Origin of the sequence: Thiorhodovibrio litoralis, from assembly GCF_033954455.1 — a bacterium.
GTDB lineage: Bacteria > Pseudomonadota > Gammaproteobacteria > Chromatiales > Chromatiaceae > Thiorhodovibrio > Thiorhodovibrio litoralis.
Genome location: NZ_CP121473.1, coordinates 36,404 through 53,392 on the forward strand (window position 1 = coordinate 36,404; position 16,989 = coordinate 53,392).

A 16,989-nucleotide genomic window follows, 5' to 3' on the forward strand; every position below is an offset into this window, starting at 1 on the left:
TGATGGATAAGGTCGCAGATACAGTCGCCGGTTTCAGTTCTGTCGGGCGTTTTTTGGTCATCGCTGGCGCCTTCGTGGTGCTGGTGGCCGGTCTGCGCGCGGCCTCGCATCTGGTCACGCCCTTTTTGCTGTCGGTTTTCATCGCCGTACTGGCTGTCGGGCCGCTGCGTTTTTTGCGCGAGCGCGGACTGCCGAGGTGGGCGGCAATGCTGGTGATTGCCGGACTGCTGCTGGGCGTCGGCACAGTGGTTGGAACGCTGTTTACGGATTCGCTGAATACTTTTAATCAGCGCCTGCCGGATTATCAGGCAAAGCTCCTTGGCGCTGCGAGCGAGATGCAAGAGTGGGTCGAGGCGCATGGGATGGAGTTGCACGAAAATGCACTGAGCTCGCTGATCGATCCCCCGCGCATGATGTCGCTGATGCGTCAGCTGGTGACTGGCTTTAGCACCATTCTGGCCAATGCCATGCTGGTGCTGGTGGCGGTCATTTTTATTTTGCTTGAGGCCGAAAGCCTGCCCAATAAACTGCGCCTGGCCCTGCGCACGCCGGAAGAGTCCATCAATCAGGCGCAGCAGGTGATGCAATCCATCAACCGCTACATGGCGCTCAAGGCCTCGACCAGCCTGCTGACCGGCGTGCTGGTGTGGATTTTGCTCGAGATGGTCGGGGTGGACTTCGCCCCCATGTGGGGGACCATCGCGTTTTTTCTCAATTTCGTCCCGAACATCGGCTCCTTTATCGCCGCGATTCCGGCGGTGCTGCTCGCCTTGGTGCAGATCGACTTAGAAGCTGCGCTGATGACCGCGATTGGCTTTACTGTGATCAACATCGCCATCGGTAATATTCTGGAGCCAAAAATCATGGGTCAAGGCATGGGTATGTCGACCCTGGTGGTGTTCCTTTCCCTGGTATTCTGGGGCTATGTGCTGGGTGTTGGCGGCATGTTTCTGTCAGTGCCGCTGACCATGGCGCTGAAGATCGGTCTCGGCGCCAATTCGCAGACCCGCCCGATCGCGATTCTGCTCGGTCCCGAGGTTCAGGTTGACGAGTCAAACAGCGATGACGCCCGGGCCCATGACAACCTGTGGTCCGAGCTGACCCAGGGCGCAGAGCCTCCCAGATGACTAACGTATATGCACGACGGATTGATTGATTCCCAGGAGAACACTATGCGCAACCTGATTCATTGCGGCAGCACAGGGGTGCTCGCCATGCTGTTGCTGATGCTTGTCACCACGCAGGCGCTCGCGTCTGACCAAAGTGGAGCTGAAGCGGCAAACAGCCAACCAAAGAGCGCACCAAAGGGCCAGGCCAGCAAGCCCATCCTCCCGCCAGCCAAGGCCTATGGGGATTTTTCCAAGGAGCGCGTTGAATATGGGCGCTACCTGACGCTGGCCGGCGACTGTCTCGGCTGCCATCTGCGCCCGGGCGGCAAGCCGTTCGAGGGCGGGCTGGCGCTTGACACACCTTTTGGCACCATCTATTCGCCCAACATCACGCCGCACAAGGGTGAGGGGATCGGCTCATTTTCCGATAAGGACTTCCTGCGCGCGCTGCAGCACGGTATTGGCCCGGACGGCAAGCCTTACTACCCGGCCTTGCCCTATCCGTCATTCACCAAGGTCAAGGACGACGATCTGCTTGCCATCAAGGATTATCTGTTCTCGCTTGAGCCCTCGGACTACCGCCCGCCGGAAACCCAGCTGCGCTGGCCGTTTGACATCCGCGACTCGCTGTTTGGCTGGCAGGAACTGTATCTGACTGACAAGCGCTTTCAGCCCGATACCAGCAAGAGCGAGGAATGGAACCGCGGTGCCTATCTGGTCGAGGGACTCGGCCACTGCGGCTCCTGTCATACGCCGCGCAACCTGGCAGGCGCGACCGAAGCCAAGGATGCGCTGACCGGAGCGGTGATCGATGGCTGGTATGCGCCCAACCTGACCTCCGAGCTTGGTGACGGACTCGGAGCCTGGAGTCTCGATGCGCTTATAGCCTACCTGCGCACCGGGGAGGCACCGCCAAGCGGTTCGCCAAAGGATTCCGCAGCCGGCTCCACTGCCGATTCCCAGTCTGGAGTCCAGGCAGGAACCCAAGCAGGAACCCAAGGTGGTCCGGGGACTGCCGCGCTTGGCCCCATGGCTGAAGTGGTGCACCTGAGCCTGTCGCATCTGGCTGACTCCGACGTGCGTGCCATCGCGGTCTACCTGAAAGACCAGCCGCCGAAGCAGGCACCGCGCCAGACACCCAAGGTGCCGTATCAGCTCAGCGAGCAGGACTACATTCAGGGCCGTAAGCTGTATCAACATTACTGTGCCGGCTGTCACCAAAGCCACGGGCAGGGACTTGCGCCCTATTTTCCGGCTCTGGGCGGCAATGAGGTGGTCAATCTTGATGAGCCGAACGATGTCGTCAACACAATTTTGCTCGGCGCTCCGTCCGACCCGACCGAAGCCTTTTCCCCCCATGTGGTGATGCCATCCTTCGGCAGCCTGCTGAACGATACCCAGCTTTCAATCCTGGCGAGCTACATCCGCGCCAACTGGGGCAATGATGCGCCCCCGGTCACGGCCAAGCAGGTCAGCAAGCTGCGCAGCGGAGACTAGCCGGACGCAGCGAAATTTGGGCCCAAGGTTGGGCCCAAGATCGAAAACGCATGGGCCATCGCCGCATGGCCCCGAGGGCAAGTCGATGCAAGACAGCAAGCAACAAGATCAGGACGGCGTGGTGATGGCCTTTCTCGAACGCTTCGAGAAGTTCCGCCTGCCGCGGGCGCTGGAGATCAAGGAGCGGGTCGACCAGGGCGGTACCCTGGAGACCTTCGACATGGATTTTCTCGCCCGCGTGTTTGAAGATGCGCAGCACATCAAGTCGCTGGTGGATCAGCGCCCGGACCTGCAGCCGCTCTACACCCGCGCGGTTGATCTCTACCATGAGATCACCGAAAAGGCGCTTGCGAACGAAGAACGCGCCCAGTAGTCCTCCAATTAACCCCCTACCTTCGCGTCACATTCCAGCTCGTTTTGAGCCGGATAACGGCCGCGGGGGACGCCGTGAATACTTCCCTGTAGGCTTCCCAGCGGCGTCCTGCCGCTGGAGACCCCCGCGCCCGTTATCCGCCTCAAAACCTGAAGCTTTCTTTGGATACGATATGCTGAGTTAGAGCCGATTAGAGCACGGGCCCGAGCATGGCAATGGTGTTGTTCCACAAGCGCCGGTGCCAGCTCCAGGTGGCGACCTGCTCGGCAGTCACTTCGAGCGAGTCCGCTAGGTATTGCTGCTGGCGCTCGTGCAGCGCGGCGGTTAGGGTCGGGTCGTAGAGCAGGATGTTGTTTTCGTAATTGAGCTCAAAGCTGCGCCTGTCCATGTTGGCCGAGCCGATCAAAGCGATGTCGCCGTCCATGGTCAAAGACTTGGTGTGCAGCAGGCCTTTGGGATATTCAAAAATGCGCACACCGGCAGAGAGCAGTTCGGCATAGTAGCTGCGGCTGGCGGCCGCGACGATGCGGCTGTCGTTGCGCGCGGGGAAAATAATGGTTGTGCGCACCCCGCGCCGAGCGCTGGTGCAGAGTGCCGCCTGGAGGGATTCATCCGGCACATAGTAAGGCGTGGAGATGGTCAGCTCCCGACGCGCGCCATGGATCAGCGCCTCGAAGACCTCGGGCATGGCGGACCAGCGCACCGTCGGTCCGGTGCCGATCACCTGCGCCGGCAGACCATGGTCCTCAGTCTGGGCCGGCAGCGGGCGGTGCAACAGCGCGTCGATGTCATCCTTGAAATGGGGCATCCAGTCGCTGGCGAACAGGTACTGATTCTGCCGCGCGATCGGCCCTTCAAAGCGCACCATCAGGTCCACCCAGGGCGCGTACTTGGCTTTGACCAGGAATTCGGGGTCGGCGCAGTTCTGGCTGCCACAATAAGTAATGCGATCATCGATGACCACGATCTTGCGGTGATTGCGCAGATCGATGCGCCCGGCCAGCACGCGCAGCAACGGATTGCCGATTGGCAGCGCGCGCGCCAGGTGCACCCCGGCGGCGGCCATCTCCTGCCAGTGCTCGGAGCCGATCATCCGCCGCGAGCCAAGATCGTCCGCCAGTGCGCGGCAGCACACCCCGCGCTGAGCCGCGCGCATCAGTGCCTCGGCGATGCGCATGCCATTGTGATCCGGCAGCCAGATGTAAAACAGGAGATGCACATGGTCGCGGGCCGCGTCGATGTCCGCCACCATGGCCTCGATGCTCGCGTTTGAGTCTCGCATCAGGCGTGCGCTATTGCCGGTGGCGGGCAAGAAACCGCTGATGGATTCGCCCAGCCGGAACAGATGGCGGTATTGCTCCGGTACCTTCGTCGTGACGCCAGAGGTGAAATCGGGATTGGCCACCTGCGACGGAGCGGGCAGGCGCGCGAGTGACTGCTGTAGACGCGCGACCCGGCGGCGACCGATGTTGGTATCGCCCACCATCAGATAGGCGAGGAAGCCGGCGACAGGAATGGCGAAGATCACCACCACCCAGGCCATGCGCGCCGCGGGTTGGCGGTGCGGGCGAAGCATGGCGCGCATGGCAATGCCAACTTGAAGTGCGAAGTGCCCGAACAGGAGCAAGCTGGCGATGAGGCTGGATTCAGTCATGAGATGTTCTACTCAAAGGGTATGGCAGTTTGGCTTGCAAAGAAAAAATGCCGTTGATGGCAGGTAGCTTCGCGCGCTCTGGTGTCAAGGCGCTACCGGCTCGGGGTTTGGCAGTCCTTTGCCAGGGTTGAGAATGCCCGCCGGGTCAAACTGTCGTTTGATCGCATGCATCAGCTTGAGCGCCGCCGGATCGAGCTCACGATTGACGAAGTCGCGCTTCTCGAGCCCGACGCCATGCTCACCTGACAGGGTGCCGCCGAGTCTGACAACCAGATCGAACACCGCATCCAGGCAGCGCTGGGCGCGAAGCAATTCGTCGCGATCGTCGGGATCGACCAGCAGATTCACATGGATGTTGCCATTGCCGGCATGGCCGAAGTTGACGATGCGGATGCCGGTGCGGCGGGAGAGTTGTTCGAGCGCATCGATAAACTCGGCCATGCGCGAGACCGGGACAACAACATCCTCGTTGATCTTTTTCGGGGCGATGTGGCGCAATGCCGGCGAGAGTGCCTTGCGGGTTTTCCACAGTGCCGCCACGTCCGCAGGATCGGCCGCCGAGCGCAGTTCAAGCAGGCCCGGCACGCGCGCAGCGGCGCTGACGGCATCGGCTGATAGATCAACGCAGGCGGCGGGGCCGTCGACTTCGATCATCAACATGGCACCGGTCTCGGGAGCCAGGCCGAGGTCTGAGAACTCGCGCACCATCTCGATAGCAGCCGCGTCCATGAACTCCAGCGCGCAAGGTGTCACCGGCTGGGCCATGATGGCAGCAACCGCGGTCGCCGCGGCATGGATGTCGCTGTAGGTGGCTGCTAAAGTGCGCTTGGCTTCGGTCAGTGGGGTGAGCTTGAGGGTAGCCCCGACAATTAGTCCCAGCGTGCCCTCGGAGCCGATCAGCAGCCGGGTCAGGTCGTAACCGACCACGCCCTTGGTGGTGTTGACCCCGGTGCGAATCAGCTCGCCAGTGCCGATCACGGCGCTCAGCCCCAGGGTGTTCTCGCGCGGGGTGCCGTATTTGACCGCGCGCGGCCCGGCAGAATTGTAGGCGAGATTTCCCCCAATGGTGCAGACCGCTGCGCTGGTCGGGTCCGGTGGCCAGAAAAATCCCAGTGGTGCCAGCGCCTGCTGGAGTTGTTGATTCGTCAGCCCGGGCTCGACACGCGCGAGCCGATTGGCCGCGTCGATCTCAAGCAGCTGCTTCATGCGCTCGAATGCGATGACCAGTCCGCCGCGCTCGGGCACGGTGGCGCCTGTGGTGCCGGTGCCGAGGCCGCGGGCCGTCACCGGCAGGCGTTCGGCAGCGCACAGTCGCACCAGGTGCTGCACCTGCGCGGCGTCTTTGACGAAGACGACGGCCCCCGGTTGTCCCTGACGACGGCTGTTGTCATAGCCGTAGGCCCAGCAGTCGGCTGGGTCCGTCAGCAGGGCATCGGCGCCGACGATGTCTGCCAGCGCGCGAGCGAGGCGCTCAGGGAGTCGGGGCGGATGCAGCTGTGCTGAGATGGGTGACATTGAAGATCCGTACCACGCGCACGACGCCGGGAATGCGTCTGACCTTGTCGACTGCCGCCTCAGCCTCCTGCGGGGCCACCAGACCCATCAGATAGACCACGCCGTTCTCGACCACCACCTTGACCCGCAGCGGGTCGAAATCTTCCAGCTTGATGCTTGCCAGCGCCAGCTTGGCGCGCGTTTGCAGATAGGTGTCCTCACTCTCGCGCGTCAGGCTGATGTCCGGGCCGATCTCGACCTCGTTATAAACCCGGGTGACCTTGGGCAGGCGGGCGATGATTTCGGCAAAGCTGCGCGCGACCTCGGCACTTTCAGCCTGCCCGGTCAGCAGGGCCTCGTAATTGTAGCTGGTCACGCTGATACTGCTGTGCTCGCTGATGTCCGGGTTCTGGTAGTAGTAATGGAAGCCCTGCACCTCAATGGCCTTGTCATCCAGCACGGTTTGCGCCGAGCGCCGTTCATGCAGAACCGCACCGCCGTAAGCCGCGCCGGCGACGACCATTGGGCCGCAGCCGGACAGCGAAAGGCCGGCGCTGAGGACGGCGAGCACTGCCAACAAGATCCAGGCAGAGCGACGCGCGCGGCGCCAGAGAGGATGTGAGATTCTCGCGCGGTCATGGTTCGGATGCATCGAACGCTCCCTTGATCCAGCGGATGTGTTCCTGGCCGTCGATTGCAACGACATCGAAGCGGCAGGGGTTGTCAGTTGGATGGCGGCTCAGGTAATGGCGCGCGGCGGTGATCAGCCGGCGCTGTTTGCGGGCATCCACGCTCGCACTTGCGCCGCCGTAGTGCTGCGATCGGCGAAAGCGTACCTCGATGAATGCGAGCACCTGGCAGTCGCGCATGATGAGATCGATTTCCCCGAAACGGCAACGATGATTGGATGCGATCCATTCGAGTCCCTGGGCTTGGAGGTAGGCGCGTGCGCGGGCTTCGTAACTTTTCCCAGCTTTTGACCGGGCTTGGACGTCAGTTCCCGACGAGTCCTCCGCGGAGGAAGGTGCAGGCGCACGCGCGTGCTGGGCATTCATCGACTGGCAAACTGGCCGGTTGCGGGCGATGTCTGAGCGGTCTTGGTTTTTGCGCTCGCGTTTGCGATGCGTGCGACCGGGGTTGGCCCCGTTGCCTCCATGCGTGCGAGCGGCAGATTTCGCAGCACCCGTCCGGTTCCGTCGAAGGTCAGACCTCCGCTTACTCCCGGGAAGAAATGACCAGAGTGGGCGGACATGGCCTCAGTGCGCGGTGCGAGGCGGTAGCTGTCAATTCCCATGGCCTTCAGTCGCGTCAGCGAGGCATTGCCCGACCCTCCGGGTGGTCGCGCGAAGGCGCGCGAGGCACTGCTCGTGGGCTCGATCAGCCAGGGAATATCAACAAAGTACAGCCCGGTGAGTGCGAGTGCGCCATCTGCGGTGCCGTTGTAGACGTGGGAGGTGGCAAGCACGGGGAGATGACGGGTGTTGGCAATGGCAAGCCCGCGCCAGATGGCCGGCGCGTCGGCGCTGCTCGCGACCATGAAAATCAAATCGCCGGTGCTCGGAGCGAGCAGAGTCTCGGTGCTGCTGACCTTGCTGGCATTGGTGTCGCCATAGACAACCTCACCGGCCAGCTTGCCGCCAAGTGTCAGCCAGTGCACGCGGAAGGCGTTGGCCATGCGGCTGCCCCAGGGGCCGCTAGGATACAACAGCAAGGTCGAGCGGAAACCGGAGGCCCAGGCATGATTTGCAGCGCTGACGGCTTCATCCTCGGGCGACAGGGCAAACTGATAAAGCTGGCTGGGCAGGGAGCGGTCGTTGGTGTTTTGGTTGAGCGCGAGTGTGGGAACTGGAACCGCCTGATATCCGCTCAGGGCATTGACTGCGGGCTTTTGCAGCGGGCCGATCACTAGATCGGCACCGGCGGCGACAGCGCGCTGATAGGCCCCGTCCGCATTGGCCGTGCTATCGGCGAGGTGAAGCTGGGGACGCCTCCCGCTGTCATTTTGTCCATCCGCCTGCCGCATGCCTTGGACGATGGCCTGGCTGGCGCTGCTAAAGCGCCCGCCCTGGGGTAACAGCGCCCAGGCATCGCTGCCCGCGGGGTAGTCGCCGGTCAGGGTCGCGAAGTAAGCGCGCGGCAGTTCGTTATCAATGGGCATAGAGCCATGTTGCGAGCGCCATTGACCATAGCGGGTCAGGAGCGCGCTGTCGGCGTTGTTGGCGCTCGCCAGCAATTCAGCCAGGCTGGCCCAGCCACGCATGCGCTGGTTGCCCTGTGTCTTGAGCCGCTGCAAGCTTGCCGGCTGGAGCGTCGAGAGTGTCAACAGCAGGGAAACCTGGTTATCGCGACGCTGCGACGCGTCCTCAAGCAGCCGGTCGAGTTCATCGAGCACCTGTGCTGCCTGGACGGGATCGCCGTTTTGCCGGTAAGCTGCCGCTTCTAAGCCTAGGCGTTCGATACGCTCGGATTCAGACAGACCAAAAGACCCGAGTCTCCCCAGCGCGTTGAGCGCGCGCTCGGGAAGCGCGGCCTGCACGGCAACCCGTGCGGCGAGCAGGCGTTCCTGGTTGCGCGCGCCGGCGCTCAGTCGACCGCTGTCTATCGCACTCAGTGTGCGCAGCGCGCGTTGGGATTGTCCCGCCTGATAGAAGGCTTCGGCGGCGCGCAGCTCCAGCGCCTGGCGGGCCGGAGGCTGGGATTTCTTGGCCAAGGCCAGGTAGGCCTCGGCAGCGGCTACCGCATCGCCGGAAGTGGCGGTGGCTTCAACCTCGGCAAGCGCAGCGGGAGGCACGCTGGCGAGCAGCTCGCGCATGTCCGCGCCCGGCGTTGTGGCGCAGCCGGCGAGCAACAATAAGCCAGCGCCCAAGCCAAGCCCCAGTGCCCATGATCTAATCAGCCTTGGTGCGATAGGTCTTGATTCGATAGGCCTTGATTTGATTAGGGGCCGCAACGCGGAAACGGATAGTATCGGGTTCATGCTCTCTCCGCCAAATCAGTTGGATGCGACAGTTAAGCCGAGCGTACTATACGTTGTGGCAACGCCCATCGGCAATCTCGGCGACCTGAGCTCGCGTGCCGCAGGCATCCTCGCGGGCGTGGACTTGATCGCCTGCGAGGACACGCGCCACAGCCGCCGCCTGCTCGCGCATCTGGGCATCGGCAAGCCCGTCTGCAGCTACCATGACCACAACGAGGCGCAGGCGCATGCGCGCCTGCTGGAGCGACTCGCGGCGGGCGAGAGCATCGCGCTGATCAGCGATGCCGGCACCCCGCTGATCAGCGATCCCGGCTTTGTGCTGGTGCGCGAGGCGCGCGCGCTGGGCATTGAGGTGGTGCCCATTCCCGGCCCAAGCGCTTTGATTTGTGCGCTGTCCGCGTCCGGTCTACCCAGTGATCGGTTTTTGTTTCTTGGTTTTGCACCGCGCAGCCAAAGTGCGCGGCGTGCTTTTCTTGAAACAGCGGTCGCGGAACCCGGTACCCTAATTCTCTACGAGAGCGGCAAGCGCGTGCTGGCGACCCTGCAAGATTGCGCAGCGGTGCTGGGTGAGGCACGCCGGGCTGTGATCGCACGTGAGCTCACTAAGCGCTTCGAGACCTACCTTTCAGACTCGCTGGCGCAGCTGCATGCGCGGGTGAGCGCGGAGACTGAGCATCAGTTGGGGGAGCTGGTGCTGCTGATCGAGGGCGCCAGCGGTGGCGCCTCGGCAGAACGTGAGCGCGAGGCCCTGGTGGTGCTCGACATCCTGCGCGCCGAATTGCCGACCCGTCAGGCCGCGGCTCTGGCGGCGCGCATCACTGGTTTGCCGCGCAACTGGCTGTATCGCGCGGCTCTTGCCGCTGAGGATGGCCACCGTAATGATGACAGGCAGTCTTGATGGCAGGCCGCAGCGCAGAGGTCTGTTGTTGGTGGCGCCAGCTGCCATCGGCTGCCTGCAAGAGTCAACTCAGATAATGATTCAATGAGCTTGAGGATAAATCATGTCAACAACTCCCGTTTTTCAGGCCGTGACGGGCTGGTGAGCCGGCTGTGATGCCAGATTATCTGGCGGTGATTCTTGCCGGGCTGGTGGCCATCGGCTTTATGGTCAGCGGCTATCGACTGGCATGCCGCCGGGACCGCGCTGACCGGTCGGCGGCTGATTTTGGACTGAGTTGGCCCGGTCATCGAGACCCGGATCGCATGACACAGGGACAGTTGCAACAGGAGAAAGGCATGGCATCGCATCAATCGGCTGGTCATGAAGAATTCCCGATCGAGTCATCGGACCCGGTGCTGCGGGTGCTGCACTGGATCATGCGGGCGGCAGCCTATGTGCTTGCCATCGCCATGGTCGTGGTCATCGTCGAGGGCGTGATCAGCGTCATCTATCAGCTCTACCAGGCGCTCACCTCGGCGCCTTATTTTATGGTGCCGGACATCGTCAAGACCTTCGGCGGTTTTCTGGCGGTACTGATCGCGTTTGAGATCTTCGCCAATATCACCCTCTATATTCGTTCTGACGTGTTTCCGGTGAAACTGGTTATTGCCACCGCGCTGATGGCGATCGCGCGAAAGATCATCGTGCTGGACATGAGTGAATACAGCGCGCTTGATCTGATCGGTGTCGCAGCGGTAGTGATCGCGCTGGGCGCGACCTACTGGCTGGTCTCGCGCATCGATCAGGCTCCGGGCATCCGCGCAAGCGCTCCGGGTGACGGTTGCTGAGGAGGCCGCAACCGACAAATATCGTTGGGCTGAGCTTTCCGAGTGGGTTAGGGTATTTCCCTTTTGTGAACGAGGTCTTTAATCTGCCCGAGGTTGTCTTTGGGCAGTGGTAAAGGCCTGAGTGTTAGACGATAACCCACTGAGGAAGCTTCTACATGGCATTAGACCAATCCAAACGCTACGCCGATCTCAGCCTGAACGAAGACGAGCTGATCGCCGGCGGCAATCATATCCTGTGCGCCTACAAAATGAAGCCGATGGCCGGCCATGGCTATCTCGAGGCCGCCGCGCACTTTGCCGCTGAGTCCTCCACCGGCACCAATGTGGAAGTCTGCACCACCGATGACTTTACCAAGCACGTCGATGCGCTGGTCTATCACATCGACGAGGCCACCGAGGAGATGCGCATTGCCTATCCGCTCGAGTTGTTCGATCGCAACATGATCGACGGGCGCATGATGATGGTGTCCTTTCTGACGCTCACCATCGGCAACAATCAGGGCATGGGCGACATTGAACATGCCAAGATGTACGACTTCCACGTCCCGCCGCGCGCGCTGCAGCTTTTCGACGGTCCGGCGACCGACATCAGCAATCTGTGGCGCATTCTCGGCCGTCCGGTCAAGGATGGCGGCTACATTGCCGGCACCATCATCAAGCCCAAGCTTGGCCTGCGCCCAGAACCCTTTGCCGAGGCGGCCTATTCCTTCTGGCTTGGCGGCGACTTCATCAAGAACGACGAACCCCAGGGCAACCAGGTGTTCTGCCCAACTAAAAAGGTCATTCCTCTGGTGGCCGACGCCATGAAGCGCGCCCAGGACGAGACCGGTCAGGCCAAGTTGTTCTCGATGAACGTGACCGCCGATGACCATTACGAGATGTGCGCGCGCGCGGATTTCGTGCTCGAGACTTTCGGCTCCGATGCCGATAAGGTGGCACTGCTGGTCGATGGCTATGTCGGCGGGCCGGGCATGGTCACCACCATTCGCCGCCAGTACCCGGATCAGTACCTGCATTACCACCGTGCCGGCCACGGTGCTATCACCTCGCCAAGTTCCAAGCGCGGCTACACAGCCTTTGTGCTGGCTAAGATGGCGCGTCTGCAAGGTGCTTCAGGTATTCACGTCGGTACCATGGGCTACGGCAAGATGGAGGGTGACGCCAAGGACAAGATTATCGCCTACATGATCGAGCGCGATAGCTGTCAGGGGCCGGCCTACCATCAGGAATGGTTGGGAATGAAGCCGACCACGCCGATCATCTCCGGTGGAATGAACGCTTTGCGCCTGGTGGGCTTCTTCGAGAACCTCGGCCACGCCAACCTGATCAACACCGCGGGTGGCGGTTCTTACGGCCATGTCGATGGCCCGGCGGCCGGTGCGCGCTCGCTGCTGCAAGCCTTCGAGTGCTGGAAAGCCGGCGCTAATCCGCTCGACTGGGCGAAGGATCACAAAGAATTCGCCCGCGCCTTCGAGTCCTTCCCGCACGATGCCGATGCCATCTTCCCCGGCTGGCGCGAGAAGTTGGGCGTTTGATGCGCTAACCTCGGCTTGTCCACCCGCGCCTGGCTTCCCTTCCTCCGCGAAGGGAGGCGGGCTCTTGTAGGCTATCCGGAATTGACTGTGGAGAAACCGTTACGGGGAGTCCAGTCGGATGTGGAACGCTCAGTCGAACTCGCCTGCCCCGAGCTTGCGCAACAATGTTGGAAATTTGCGCGCCGTTCCGCGCACCCTGAACTCATTGGATGAGCTCGCGGTGGAGGGACTGACTCCCCCGTCTGTCCGTGGCGAGCCCAACACCCCCACTCTCGGACAACTTGCCGCCATATCGAAGGTTCAACCGCAGCACCTGCGCCGGGTCAGGGCGAGCCACTAAAGCGACTGCCCGGGTTGGACCGTCAGGGAGTAGACAGAACGCTGCCGACACCAGCCAGCATTTGCACCTTTCGCCCTTCCGCTTCCGACCCAAACCAGACACTGATGCTTCAAGGACTAGGGGCCGCAGCAGCGCGGACAGGCGACACTCGCCCCTAATGATTGTGACGACGACCCCTCTTGCAAATGAAAGCCTCACAAAGCGCACTAAGTTGCTGGGAAATTATAATTACTCTAATCCTTTGTTACTTATTGTTTTTTAGAGCATAACGACATTATTATCCGTCGATAATAGGGCACCAAAAGACGATAGAACGTGAAAAATTTCTTGATACCTGCTTAACTTGCATGGTGTGATGACGTTAAACCTTGAGCATCCGCTTTTCGCAACGTCGCGGAAGGTGAAAACTGTTTTTAACCTCGCCAAGGATTGAGGCGGACCAACCTAGAGCCGCCTTGCGTGTTGACACTTCATACAAACACGATAGCTACGACTTTCCAGCGCAACCTCAACCTCACCTCCAACGCGCAAGCATCGCCCTAGCAGCGGCTCTCCACTGGGCCGTGGGTCAATCGAGCAACGGACGATGCAGCGGGTCTAGCAATCTCTGAGCGCTTCACCTCGCAGACTAGAGGACTTGATCAGGCTATCCGTAATGCCAACGGCGGCATCTCCCTGACCCAGGTCAGGGGAAGCGCCCTGTCGACCGGCAGCGACGAACTGCAGCGCATCCTCAAGCTGGCAATTAAAGCCTCCAACGACACTCTATAGTGCCGGCGATCGGCAAAATCTCCAAGCCGAGGTCGATGACATCATTGCGCTGATTCGCATTACCGCTAGTAGCTCACTAAACAGGTAGATCAGATGGCCCAAGTCATAAATACTAATGTGAAGTCTCTGACCGCTCAACGAAACCTTGCTAACTCACAGAAGGGTATTTCAAAGACACTCGCCCGACTCTCGACAGGATTTCGCATTAATAGCGCAAAAGATGATGCTGCTGGACTAGCAATTTCAGAGCGTTTCACTTCTCAGATTCGGGGTCTAAATCAGTCAATCAGAAATGCGAATGACGGCATTTCATTTTCGCAGGTTGCTGAATCTGCTCTAAGTACCATCGGTGGCAATTTGCAGCGAATTCGTGAGTTAGCCGTGCAATCTGCAAATGGGAGCAATACTGCGAGTGATCGGTTCGCGCTTGACGGCGAGTCGCAGGCACTGATCAAGGAGATTCAGCGCGTTGCGCTAAACACGGAATTTAACGGGCGGGCTGTGCTGGATGGATCGAGAAATGAAACATTTTTTCAGGTTGGGGCTAATCAAGGGCAGATGATTGCTGTGAAAGGCATTGATGCGCGGACGTCAAGTTTGGGTGGGGAAATCCATTATAGGAATGACCCTAGCATTAGTTATACAAAAAATATAACTTTAGATGAACTCAGCCTAGAAACCGCGAGGGATTCCGGGTGGGCGATTAGTCTGGCAGATGCTGCTTTGGATCAAATTAACTCCATGCGGGCTGAACTGGGAGCGGTACAAGCTAAATTTGAGAGTGCGATTAGCAACCTCAGTGTCTCTTCTGAAAACATGTCCGCTGCCCGTTCGAGAATTCGCGATGCAGACTTCGCGGCCGAGACAGCAGAACTTACTCGAGTACAAATTCTTCAGCAGGCCGGCATTTCGGTTTTGGCGCAAGCAAACTCGTCGCCACAGAGTGCTTTGTCGCTACTCCAGTAGCCGTTCTTCCAAGGTCAACTGAACGCTGGGTGCCATCGGAGCAACCCAATCAAGTAGTCATTTCATTTTTAGGGCTGGTATGCAGCTTCATGGAATTGCAGCAGTGCTATCTTACGCAGATATTGCTGTATCTAGCGCAATGATGTCTGCTATGGTTTCTTTTGCTGTCCTCTGCCGCCTAAGAGACGCGGTCTGGAGTTGGCCGATACCAGCCGCAAAGGTCGCGGTTTACTTTGCGTCCATTTGTTCGTGCACCATTGTGCGACCAGCCTCGAATAATTAGCGACCTTTGTATTGCTCCGCCTGAAAGCTAGTTGCCCGCATTTCTCGATAGAGGCCAACACTACAAGCCGAGTTTTCAAATAAGTGCAAATTGACCAACTCCTAACAGCCGAAGCGGCCACGCGCTGCTGACATCGCCAGAACCGCATGCCTTAACCAACAGTAGATTCCGAATACCCCTTTTGCATGCCGAGACCTCCGGGGTATTGCGTCCAGCGACCAGACCCCGGATTACCCGGGGCTGGCAGGGCAATCGCGTGCGGTCGGGAGCAGCGAGCGCAGGCTAGGCCCGACTGGCGTCGGGTTCCCAGCCAGATTCGAGCTGGCGGAGTATGTCGCGGCGGCTGACGATGCCGATCAGGCGACCGTTTTCCAGCACCGGCAGGCGGCGCAGGTGGCTGGTGGCGAAGCGCTCGGCAATCTCGACGGCGGGGGTGTCGGCAGAGACGTTGATGACTGCCGGTGTCATGAAGCTCTCCACCTTGCCGCCGCTCTCGCGGTAGTAGCTCGCATCCAGCGCGACCTTCAGGCAATCGCGCTCGGTCAGCATGCCGACCAGATTGCCGAGTTGGTCGAGCACGGGTGCGCCTGAGATGCGTTTCTCGATCAGGGTGCGCACGGCCTCCAGAATGTCCATGTCGGGGCGAAAGGTCACCAGTCCTTGTGACATGATCTCTTTGGCGGTTTTGGTTCCGGGCATCGTTCTGTCCTCCTCGGGTGGGCCAAGGCTAGCTTGTCGTCGTTGTTGTCGTTCGAGTCGGAAATCCGTGCGGGCGGGCGGCTCAGGCGGGATGATCTGCGGCGGTTGGGCCATTGTCGGCATCCATATCGGCACCGGCCTCGCGCTGACAGCTGCGGCCTTCGGCGCGGCAGGCCCCGCCGCAGTCGGAGGTGATGCCGGGCAGATGGGCAAGACCGCCGCAACTGCCGGCGATGCCGCGGCCACCGCGCAGCACGCCGATAGCCATGCCGAGAAAGGCGAGAAGGAACAGCAGCAGCGCGAAAGCAAGCTCGAACATGTCCTAACCTGGCCTTAGCCCCCGAAATTGTCGAGCAGGATGTTGTCGTCTTCGACGCCGAGGTTCTTGAGCATGCCGATAACGGCGGCGGTCATCATCGGCGGGCCGCACATGTAGTATTCGCAGTCCTCGGGCGCCGGGTGCTGGCCGAGATATTCATCGAACAGCACTTTATGGATAAAGCCGACCGAGCCCTCCCAGTTGTCCTCCGGCTGCGGGTCGGACAGCGCGATCTTCCAGCTAAAGTTCTCATGCTTGGCCGCCAAGCGGTCGAAATCCTCCTGGTAGAAGATTTCGCGCTTGCTGCGCGCGCCATACCAGAAGCTGATCTTGCGCTTGGAGTTCAGCCGCTCGAGCTGATCGAAAATGTGGCTTCGCATTGGCGCCATGCCGGCGCCACCGCCGACAAACACCATCTCGGCATCGGTCTCTTTGGCAAAGAATTCACCAAAGGGGCCAGAGACGGTGACATCATCGCCGGGCTTTAGATGAAAAATGTAGCTCGACATAATCCCGGGCGGTGCATTTGGCTTATTCGGCGGGGGGGTGGCGATGCGCACATTGAGCATCACAATGCCTTGCTCGCCGGGATAATTCGCCATGGAATAAGCGCGCATCGCGGGTTCTTTGGTTTCCGCCACATAGCGCCAGAGGTCGTAATTGTCCCAGTCGGCGCGGAACATTTCGGGGATGTCGAAGTCGCGAAAGGGCACCCGATAAGGCGGGCATTCGATCTGGATGTAACCACCGGCGCGAAAGTCCATCTGCTCGCCTGCCGGCAACTCCAGCACCAGCTCTTTGATGAAGGTCGAGACGCTTCGGTTGGAGCGCACCCGGCAGTTCCATTTTTTGACGCCAAAAACCTCGCGCGGCAATTCGATGTGCAGGTCCTGTTTGACGCCAAGCTGACATGAGAGCCGATAACCCTCGGATGCCTCGCGCTTGCTGATCAGGCTGCTCTCCGTCGGCAGCAGCTCGCCGCCACCCTCGAGCACCCGCACCCGGCACTGGCCGCAGGTACCGCCACCGCCGCAGGCCGAGGATACGAAGAGCCCCGCCTCGGCCAGAGAGCCGAGCAGCTTGTTGCCAGGGCGCGTTTGCACCCGATGCTCGCCATTGATGTGAATCGCGACGTCGCCGCTCGGCACCAGGCGGCTGCGAGCAGTCAGGATGACCGCGACCAGCAGCAGGACCACGGCGGTGAAAACAACGATGCCTAGGGTGACGTCCAGCATGATGGCGGT

General features: G+C 60.8%; 16 protein-coding genes. 8 read left to right on the forward strand and 8 right to left on the reverse strand.

The window, feature by feature from the left end:
* Nucleotides 1-2: 2 nt before the first annotated feature.
* The 3 genes from Thiosp_RS00160 (at nucleotide 3) to Thiosp_RS00170 (ending at nucleotide 2,979) form a co-directional block, all read left to right on the forward strand.
* Nucleotides 3-1,127 (forward strand): AI-2E family transporter, encoded by a 1,125-nt coding sequence (locus tag Thiosp_RS00160; RefSeq protein WP_201066468.1) that lies wholly within the window; start codon nucleotides 3-5, stop codon nucleotides 1,125-1,127.
* Nucleotides 1,128-1,172: 45 nt separating this feature from the next.
* On the forward strand, nucleotides 1,173-2,606 hold the full coding sequence (locus tag Thiosp_RS00165; RefSeq protein ID WP_201066467.1) for a c-type cytochrome: 1,434 nt from the start codon (nucleotides 1,173-1,175) through the stop codon (nucleotides 2,604-2,606).
* 85 nt (nucleotides 2,607-2,691) lie between these two features.
* Nucleotides 2,692-2,979: a hypothetical protein gene (locus tag Thiosp_RS00170; protein ID WP_201066465.1), complete on the forward strand. Its 288-nt coding sequence runs from the start codon at nucleotides 2,692-2,694 to the stop codon at nucleotides 2,977-2,979.
* Nucleotides 2,980-3,169: 190 nt separating this feature from the next.
* On the opposite strand, the gene cls is transcribed toward Thiosp_RS00170, so the two are convergent.
* The 5 genes from cls to Thiosp_RS00195 form a co-directional block, all read right to left on the reverse strand.
* Nucleotides 3,170-4,633, reverse strand: a complete 1,464-nt coding sequence (cls, locus tag Thiosp_RS00175; protein ID WP_201066464.1) for a cardiolipin synthase — start codon at nucleotides 4,631-4,633, stop codon at nucleotides 3,170-3,172.
* Between the two features lie 84 nt (nucleotides 4,634-4,717).
* Entirely contained in the window at nucleotides 4,718-6,148 is a 1,431-nt protein-coding gene (locus Thiosp_RS00180; protein WP_201066463.1) for an FAD-binding oxidoreductase, read from the reverse strand.
* The gene (locus Thiosp_RS00185) at nucleotides 6,105-6,698 is read right to left on the reverse strand and encodes a BON domain-containing protein (RefSeq protein ID WP_323696765.1); all 594 of its coding nucleotides are present in this window, start codon (nucleotides 6,696-6,698) and stop codon (nucleotides 6,105-6,107) included. Before Thiosp_RS00185 ends, Thiosp_RS00180 begins: the two co-directional genes overlap by 44 nt.
* Nucleotides 6,699-6,762: 64 nt before the next feature.
* Nucleotides 6,763-7,182, reverse strand: coding sequence for a YraN family protein (locus Thiosp_RS00190; protein WP_201066461.1), 420 nt, complete (start codon nucleotides 7,180-7,182; stop codon nucleotides 6,763-6,765).
* Nucleotides 7,179-8,993 (reverse strand): penicillin-binding protein activator, encoded by a 1,815-nt coding sequence (locus tag Thiosp_RS00195; protein ID WP_201066460.1) that lies wholly within the window; start codon nucleotides 8,991-8,993, stop codon nucleotides 7,179-7,181. Before Thiosp_RS00195 ends, Thiosp_RS00190 begins: the two co-directional genes overlap by 4 nt.
* 109 nt (nucleotides 8,994-9,102) lie before the next feature.
* Here Thiosp_RS00195 and rsmI point away from each other — a divergent pair, with 109 nt between their 5' ends.
* The 5 genes from rsmI (at nucleotide 9,103) to Thiosp_RS00215 (ending at nucleotide 14,444) form a co-directional block, all read left to right on the forward strand.
* Nucleotides 9,103-10,002: a 16S rRNA (cytidine(1402)-2'-O)-methyltransferase gene (rsmI, locus tag Thiosp_RS00200; RefSeq protein WP_201066459.1), complete on the forward strand. Its 900-nt coding sequence runs from the start codon at nucleotides 9,103-9,105 to the stop codon at nucleotides 10,000-10,002.
* A 155-nt stretch (nucleotides 10,003-10,157) separates the two neighbouring features.
* Nucleotides 10,158-10,832, forward strand: coding sequence for a phosphate-starvation-inducible PsiE family protein (locus tag Thiosp_RS00205; protein WP_242518535.1), 675 nt, complete (start codon nucleotides 10,158-10,160; stop codon nucleotides 10,830-10,832).
* A 155-nt stretch (nucleotides 10,833-10,987) separates the two neighbouring features.
* Nucleotides 10,988-12,367 carry a ribulose-bisphosphate carboxylase gene (locus Thiosp_RS00210; RefSeq protein WP_201066457.1) on the forward strand — a complete coding sequence of 460 codons (1,380 nt, stop codon included), beginning with the start codon at nucleotides 10,988-10,990 and terminating at the stop codon, nucleotides 12,365-12,367.
* 943 nt (nucleotides 12,368-13,310) lie between these two features.
* The gene (locus Thiosp_RS24610; protein ID WP_407702810.1) at nucleotides 13,311-13,478 is read left to right on the forward strand and encodes a flagellin N-terminal helical domain-containing protein; all 168 of its coding nucleotides are present in this window, start codon (nucleotides 13,311-13,313) and stop codon (nucleotides 13,476-13,478) included.
* Between the two features lie 93 nt (nucleotides 13,479-13,571).
* Entirely contained in the window at nucleotides 13,572-14,444 is an 873-nt protein-coding gene (locus Thiosp_RS00215) for a flagellin N-terminal helical domain-containing protein (protein WP_201066455.1), read from the forward strand.
* Between the two features lie 565 nt (nucleotides 14,445-15,009).
* Here the strand turns inward: Thiosp_RS00215 and Thiosp_RS00220 are convergent.
* The 3 genes from Thiosp_RS00220 to nqrF all read right to left on the reverse strand — a co-directional run bounded on the left by Thiosp_RS00220 (nucleotide 15,010) and on the right by nqrF (nucleotide 16,980).
* Complete coding sequence (locus Thiosp_RS00220; RefSeq protein ID WP_201066453.1) at nucleotides 15,010-15,426, reverse strand: CBS domain-containing protein; 417 nt, start codon at nucleotides 15,424-15,426, stop codon at nucleotides 15,010-15,012.
* 82 nt (nucleotides 15,427-15,508) lie between these two features.
* Entirely contained in the window at nucleotides 15,509-15,745 is a 237-nt protein-coding gene (locus Thiosp_RS00225; RefSeq protein WP_201066451.1) for a hypothetical protein, read from the reverse strand.
* Nucleotides 15,746-15,759: 14 nt separating this feature from the next.
* Nucleotides 15,760-16,980 (reverse strand): NADH:ubiquinone reductase (Na(+)-transporting) subunit F, encoded by a 1,221-nt coding sequence (nqrF, locus tag Thiosp_RS00230; protein WP_201066449.1) that lies wholly within the window; start codon nucleotides 16,978-16,980, stop codon nucleotides 15,760-15,762.
* Nucleotides 16,981-16,989 lie beyond the last annotated feature (9 nt).